The following is a 6,510-nucleotide window of genomic DNA, read 5'->3' on the forward strand; positions in this document are numbered from 1 at the left end:
GGTGGGTGAGTGTTCACTCACTCCTGCTCCTTCTAGAGTGAGTAAGTACTCACCCACCCGTCAACCCCGCGAGGACACGCCGTGGAATCCTTGGGCCCCATGCAGCAGACATCCGCCGCCGAGCCCGCGCGGTCGAAGCCGGCCAGGATCCGCATCCTCGACGCGGCGCACGAACTCATGCTCACCCTCGGCCTCTCCCGTGCCACCACCAAGGAGATCGCGAAGGCGGCCGGCTGCTCCGAAGCGGCCCTCTACAAGTACTTCGCGAGCAAGGAAGAGCTGTTCATCCGCGTCCTGGAGGAACGGCTGCCCCGGCTCGGCCCGCTCCTGGAGCGGCTGACGGCCGAACCGGAGCGGCACTCCCTGGAGGAGAACCTCACCGCGATCGCCCGCCAGGCGGCCCTCTTCTACGAGCAGAGCTTCCCGATCGCCGCCTCCTTGTACGCGGAGACCCAGCTCAAGCGGCGTCACGACGAGGCGATGCGGGCCATGGGCGCCGGACCCCACATGCCGATCCGGGGCGTCGCCGCCTATCTGCGCGCGGAGCAGCAGGCCGGGCGGGTCCAGCCCGGCGTCGACACCTATGCCGCCGCCTCGCTCCTCCTCGGCGCCTGCGCGCAGCGCGCGTTCGCCTACGACGCGACCCAGGACGGTGTGGCCCCGCCGCTCGACACCTTCGCCCCGGCGCTCGCCCGCACCCTGCTCACCGGGATTGCGCCGGTCGGCCCCTGACGCACCCCTCTAGGAGGTCAGCCAGTCGTCGACGCCGGCCAGCAGCTTCGCGCGTTCGTTCTCCGGCGCCGCCGAGGCGCGGATCGACTGCCGTGCCAGCTCGGCCAGTTCCGCGTCCGTGAAGGCGTGGTGGCGCCGCGCGATCTCGTACTGGGCGGCGAGCCGTGATCCGAAGAGCAGCGGGTCGTCGGCGCCGAGGGCCATCGGGACCCCGGCTTCGAACAGAGTCCTCAGGGGTACATCGGCCGCCTTCTCGTAGACGCCGAGCGCGACGTTCGACGCGGGGCAGACCTCACAGGTCACCCCGCGGTCGGCGAGACGCTTCAGCAGACGGGGGTCCTCGGCGGCCCGCACCCCGTGGCCGATCCGGGAGGCGTGCAGGTCGTCCAGGCAGTCGCGGACGGAGGCGGGGCCGGTCAGCTCGCCGCCGTGCGGCGCCGCCAGCAGCCCGCCCTCCCGCGCGATCGCGAAGGCGCGGTCGAAGTCCCGCGCCATGCCGCGCCGTTCGTCGTTGGAGAGCCCGAAGCCGACGATCCCGCGGTCCGCGTAGCGCACGGCGAGCCGGGCCAGTGTCCGGGCGTCGAGCGGGTGCTTCATCCGGTTCGCGGCCACCAGGACGCGCATCCCGAGCCCGGTGTCCCGCACGGCCGAGTCGACCGCGTCGAGGATGACCTCCAGGGCCGGGATCAGACCGCCGAGCCGGGGTGCGTACGACGTCGGGTCGACCTGGATCTCCAGCCACCCGGAGCCGTCCTTGATGTCCTCCTCGGCGGCCTCGCGGACCAGCCGCTGGATGTCCTCGGGCTCTCTCAGGCACGACCGGGCGGCGTCGTACAGGCGCTGGAAGCGGAACCAGCCGCGCTCGTCGGTCGCCCGCAGCTTCGGCGGTTCCCCGCTGGTCAGTGCGTCCGGCAGTCGTACGCCGTACTTGTCGGCCAGTTCCAGCAGGGTCGTGGACCGCATCGACCCGGTGAAGTGCAGGTGCAGATGGGCCTTCGGCAGTTCACTTACATCACGTACGCGCTCCATCCCAGGATCTTGCCGCACACGGATGGCGTGCCGGTAGCGCTTTCCCTGATCGGGGGCTTGCCCGAACGAAGAAACGGGGGCCGGCCACTGTGTGAGCGGCCGGCCCCCGCACGCGCGCGTGGAGCTCGATGTCACCGGATGCCCCGCGAGGGGCCCGAGGACGGGTGACGTCAGTCCGTCGCCTCGGCGAGCAGCTTCTGGATCCGGCTGACGCCCTCGACGAGGTCCTCGTCACCCAGGGCGTACGACAGCCGCAGGTAGCCCGGCGTACCGAAGGCCTCGCCGGGGACGACCGCGACCTCGGCCTCCTCCAGGATCAGCGCGGCCAGCTCGACCGTGTCCGCGGGGCGCTTGCCGCGGATCTCCTTGCCGAGCAGTGCCTTCACCGAGGGGTACGCGTAGAACGCGCCCTCGGGCTCGGGGCACAGCACGCCGTCGATCTCGTTCAGCATGCGGACGATGGTCTTGCGGCGGCGGTCGAATGCCTCGCGCATCTTCGCGACGGCCGTCAGGTCGCCCGAGACGGCGGCGAGCGCGGCGACCTGGGCCACGTTCGAGACGTTGGACGTGGCGTGCGACTGCAGGTTGGTCGCGGCCTTGATGACGTCCTTCGGGCCGATGACCCAGCCCACGCGCCAGCCGGTCATCGCGTACGTCTTGGCGACGCCGTTCACGACGATGCACTTGTCGCGCAGCTCCGGCACCACGACGGGCAGGGAGTGGAACTCCGCGTCGCCGTAGACCAGGTGCTCGTAGATCTCGTCGGTCAGGACCCACAGGCCCTTCTCGGCGGCCCAGCGGCCGATCTCCTCGACCTGCTCGCGGGTGTAGACCGCGCCCGTCGGGTTGGACGGCGAGACGAAGAGCAGCACCTTGGTGTTCTCGGTGCGGGCTGCCTCCAGCTGCTCGACCGAGACGCGGTAGCCGGTGGTCTCGTCGGCGACGACGTCCACCGGGACACCGCCGGCGAGACGGATGGACTCCGGGTAGGTCGTCCAGTACGGGGCGGGGACGATGACCTCGTCGCCCGGGTCGAGGATCGCGGCGAAGGCCTCGTAGATGGCCTGCTTGCCGCCGTTGGTGACGAGGACCTGGGCGGCCTCCACCTCGTAGCCCGAGTCGCGCAGGGTCTTCGCGGCGATGGCGGCCTTCAGCTCGGGGAGCCCGCCGGCCGGCGTGTAGCGGTGGTACTTGGGATTCGAGCAGGCCTCGATGGCGGCCTGCACGATGTAGTCGGGGGTCGGGAAGTCGGGCTCACCGGCGCCGAAGCCGATCACCGGACGTCCCGCGGCCTTGAGGGCCTTGGCCTTGGCGTCCACGGCGAGAGTGGCGGACTCGGAGATCGAGCCGACTCGGGCGGAGACCCGGCGCTCGGTGGGAGGGGTTGCAGCGCTCATGGCACCCATCGTTTCAGACCGGAAACGCCCCCGGCACGCGGGTTTCACAGACTGAACAGCGTCAGAACATCCGTCCGCTTCCCCAGGCCTCACCAGTGGATCTTCAGCGGAGGCGGCACGTGTGGCCACTTTCTGTTCGACGCCCGGCTCAGGAGCACGTACACTCTCACCTCGTTGGCCTTCACCGGCCGCACTCTCCCGGTGCCACCGAGCACCCGGGCGGATGCGGTACGTTGGGGGAAATCAAAGGGTCGTAGCTCAATTGGTAGAGCACTGGTCTCCAAAACCAGCGGTTGGGGGTTCAAGTCCCTCCGGCCCTGCTTCACACACCTTTCGCCAGGATGTGTGCGCATGTACGTACTGCATTGCACCGCCGTGCGGCTCAACCGGGCGCGGCACGGCCACGACCCGGAATCAGGTGAGGACGAGTGACGGACGCCGTGGGCTCCATCGACATGCCTGATGCCGAGGCGCCTGAGTCGAAGAAGCCTCGCAAGGGCGGTAAGCGTGCCAAGAAGGGCCCGCTGAAGCGCCTTGCCACCTTCTACCGCCAGATCGTCGCGGAGCTCCGCAAGGTCGTCTGGCCGACGCGCAATCAGCTGACGACGTACACCACCGTGGTGATCGTGTTCGTCGTCATCATGATCGGCCTGGTGACCGTGATTGACTATGGGCTCAACCACGCCGCCAAGTACGTCTTCGGCTGAGCCGAGAGCGAAGGGCGCCGTCACCGGCGCCCCTTTCGCGCGTTCCACCCCCATGTATCCAGGAAGAAGCAGCCACCGTGTCTGACCCGAACCTGAACGGCGCCTCCGAGTCGGTCGAGTCCGTTGACGACGAACTCGAGATCGTCGAGGGAGCGGACGTGACGGACGAGTTCGAGGCTGCCGATGCCGCCGCCGGCGACCCCGCCGAGGACGCGGCCCTGCACGTCGAGGACGAGTCCGGTGAGGACGTCGCCGACGAGGACGTGCCCGCCGAGGCCCTCGTCGAGGACGAGTCCGAGGAAGCCGCCGAGGCCGAGGCCGAAGAAGAGGCCGAGCCCGTCGACCCCGTGACCGCCCTGCGCGACGAACTGCGCTCGCTCCCCGGCGAGTGGTACGTCATCCACACGTACGCCGGTTACGAGAACCGCGTGAAGACCAACCTCGAGCAGCGTGCCGTCTCGCTGAACGTCGAGGACTTCATCTTCCAGGCCGAGGTGCCGCAGGAAGAAGTCGCGCAGATCAAGAACGGCGAGCGCAAGACCATCAAGCAGAACAAGCTCCCGGGCTACGTCCTGGTCCGCATGGACCTGACGAACGAGTCCTGGGGCGTCGTTCGCAACACTCCCGGCGTCACCGGCTTCGTGGGCAACGCCTACGACCCGTACCCGCTGACCCTGGACGAGATCGTCAAGATGCTCGCTCCGGAGGCCGAGGAGAAGGCGGCCCGCGAGGCGGCCGAGGCCGAGGGCAAGCCCGCGCCGCAGCGCAAGGTCGAGGTCCAGGTGCTGGACTTCGAGGTCGGCGACTCGGTCACCGTCACCGACGGCCCGTTCGCCACGCTGCAGGCCACGATCAACGAGATCAACGCCGACTCGAAGAAGGTCAAGGGCCTCGTCGAGATCTTCGGCCGCGAGACTCCGGTCGAGCTCTCCTTCGACCAGATCCAGAAGAACTAGCACCTTCTGGACGTACGTCTTCCGAACAGGTCAGACGGGCTCTCGCAGCCGGTCTGACCTGCTCGGTTTTTAGCCGCGCATGGATACCCGTTATCGTTGTGCGGTATGCCTCCATCCGGATCATTGGTCCGACTGGGGGCAGCCGTCCGGGGCGACTCGGACGTAGGAAGGCGAAAACGAAAGAGGACCCGGAATGCCTCCCAAGAAGAAGAAGGTCACGGGGCTCATCAAGCTCCAGATCAACGCCGGTGCGGCGAACCCGGCCCCGCCGGTCGGCCCCGCGCTCGGTCAGCACGGCGTCAACATCATGGAGTTCTGCAAGGCCTACAACGCCGCGACCGAGTCGCAGCGTGGCTGGGTGATCCCGGTGGAGATCACGGTCTACGAAGACCGCTCCTTCACCTTCGTCACCAAGACTCCGCCGGCCGCCAAGATGATCCTCAAGGCCGCGGGTGTCGAGAAGGGCTCCGGCGAGCCGCACAAGACCAAGGTCGCCAAGATCAGCCAGGCGCAGGTCCGTGAGATCGCCACGACCAAGATGCCCGACCTCAACGCCAACGACCTGGACGCCGCGTCGAAGATCATCGCCGGCACCGCCCGTTCCATGGGCATCACGGTCGAGGGCTGACACCCACCTTCGTAGGAATCTGCGGCTCCGGCCGCACGTGGCAGGGCCTGCTCGGCCCACACCACGACTCCTCAGAACACATCAGGAGCAGTAGTGAGCAAGCGCAGCAAGTCTCTCCGCGCTGCGGACGCCAAGATCGACCGGGCGAAGCTGTACGCCCCGCTCGAGGCCGTCCGTCTCGCCAAGGAGACCTCCACGAGCAAGTACGACGGCACCGTCGAGGTCGCCTTCCGCCTGGGTGTCGACCCGCGCAAGGCCGACCAGATGGTCCGTGGCACCGTGAACCTGCCGCACGGCACCGGCAAGACCGCCCGGGTCCTGGTCTTCGCGACCGGTGACCGTGCAGCGGCCGCGGAGGCCGCGGGCGCCGACATCGTCGGCTCCGACGAACTGATCGACGAGGTCGCGAAGGGCCGTCTGGACTTCGACGCCGTCGTCGCCACCCCGGACCTCATGGGCAAGGTCGGCCGTCTCGGCCGCGTGCTCGGTCCCCGTGGTCTCATGCCGAACCCCAAGACCGGCACCGTGACCCCCGACGTCGCCAAGGCTGTCACCGAGATCAAGGGTGGCAAGATCGAGTTCCGCGTCGACAAGCACTCGAACCTGCACTTCATCATCGGCAAGGTGTCCTTCGACGACACCCAGCTGGTGGAGAACTACGGTGCGGCCCTCGACGAGATCCTTCGTCTGAAGCCGTCGGCCGCCAAGGGTCGCTACATCAAGAAGGCCGCGTTCAGCTCGACGATCGGCCCCGGCGTCCCCGTCGACCCCAACCGCACCCGCAACCTCCTCGTCGAGGAGGACCCGGCCGCCGTCTGAGCCCTCCGCTCACCCCGGTGACCGCGTCGCGCACGCGTATCTGAGACGGGCCCCGCAACCTTTCGAGGTGCGGGGCCCGTCCTCATGTCCGGAGCCCTTCCGCGGCGAGCGCCCCGGCGGGGATTCCGGACACGTGCGTCAGTGGCCCGCGTCAGCGTGCGGTCACAGGAATCACATAGGGGTGGGGACGAATGAAGAGCATCATCGTGCGCCGGGTGACCCTCGCGATCGCGCTGACCGCC

General features: G+C 68.6%; 7 protein-coding genes and 1 tRNA gene. 6 read left to right on the top strand and 2 right to left on the bottom strand.

The annotated features are described in order from the left end of the window. The first annotated feature begins 99 nt into the window (after positions 1 to 99). Positions 100 to 732, top strand: a complete 633-nt coding sequence (locus ABZT74_RS26685; protein ID WP_356177536.1) for a TetR/AcrR family transcriptional regulator — start codon at positions 100 to 102, stop codon at positions 730 to 732. 9 nt (positions 733 to 741) lie between these two features. Here ABZT74_RS26685 and ABZT74_RS26690 read toward each other — a convergent pair whose 3' ends face one another. Together ABZT74_RS26690 and ABZT74_RS26695 are read right to left on the bottom strand one after the other, a co-directional pair. After that, positions 742 to 1,761, bottom strand: coding sequence for an adenosine deaminase (locus ABZT74_RS26690; protein ID WP_356177537.1), 1,020 nt, complete (start codon positions 1,759 to 1,761; stop codon positions 742 to 744). A 170-nt stretch (positions 1,762 to 1,931) separates the two neighbouring features. After that, positions 1,932 to 3,158, bottom strand: a complete 1,227-nt coding sequence (locus ABZT74_RS26695; RefSeq protein WP_355882096.1) for a pyridoxal phosphate-dependent aminotransferase — start codon at positions 3,156 to 3,158, stop codon at positions 1,932 to 1,934. Positions 3,159 to 3,405: 247 nt separating this feature from the next. On the opposite strand from ABZT74_RS26695, the gene ABZT74_RS26700 reads away from it, so the two are divergent. From ABZT74_RS26700 to rplA, 5 genes are all read left to right on the top strand, one after another. Next, positions 3,406 to 3,478: transfer RNA gene (locus ABZT74_RS26700), tRNA-Trp, on the top strand. Positions 3,479 to 3,586: 108 nt separating this feature from the next. Next, entirely contained in the window at positions 3,587 to 3,865 is a 279-nt protein-coding gene (gene secE, locus ABZT74_RS26705; RefSeq protein WP_081218863.1) for a preprotein translocase subunit SecE, read from the top strand. Between the two features lie 77 nt (positions 3,866 to 3,942). After that, on the top strand, positions 3,943 to 4,821 hold the full coding sequence (nusG, locus tag ABZT74_RS26710; RefSeq protein ID WP_355882092.1) for a transcription termination/antitermination protein NusG: 879 nt from the start codon (positions 3,943 to 3,945) through the stop codon (positions 4,819 to 4,821). Positions 4,822 to 5,014: 193 nt separating this feature from the next. Next, positions 5,015 to 5,449 (top strand): 50S ribosomal protein L11, encoded by a 435-nt coding sequence (gene rplK, locus ABZT74_RS26715; protein ID WP_355882089.1) that lies wholly within the window; start codon positions 5,015 to 5,017, stop codon positions 5,447 to 5,449. A gap of 93 nt (positions 5,450 to 5,542) precedes the next feature. Further along, on the top strand, positions 5,543 to 6,268 hold the full coding sequence (gene rplA, locus ABZT74_RS26720; protein WP_355987555.1) for a 50S ribosomal protein L1: 726 nt from the start codon (positions 5,543 to 5,545) through the stop codon (positions 6,266 to 6,268). Positions 6,269 to 6,510: the final 242 nt, after the last annotated feature.

The organism is Streptomyces sp. NPDC005302, from assembly GCF_040607345.1.
Lineage (GTDB): Bacteria > Actinomycetota > Actinomycetes > Streptomycetales > Streptomycetaceae > Streptomyces.

Excerpts from the sequence above, each read along its gene's own strand:
- ABZT74_RS26685 (WP_356177536.1), top strand. The coding sequence starts at position 100 with ATGCAGCAGACATCCGCCGCCGAGCCCGCGCGGTCGAAGCCGGCCAGG.
- ABZT74_RS26690 (WP_356177537.1), bottom strand. The coding sequence starts at position 1,761 with ATGGAGCGCGTACGTGATGTAAGTGAACTGCCGAAGGCCCATCTGCAC.
- ABZT74_RS26695 (WP_355882096.1), bottom strand. The coding sequence starts at position 3,158 with ATGAGCGCTGCAACCCCTCCCACCGAGCGCCGGGTCTCCGCCCGAGTC.
- rplK (WP_355882089.1), top strand. The coding sequence starts at position 5,015 with ATGCCTCCCAAGAAGAAGAAGGTCACGGGGCTCATCAAGCTCCAGATC.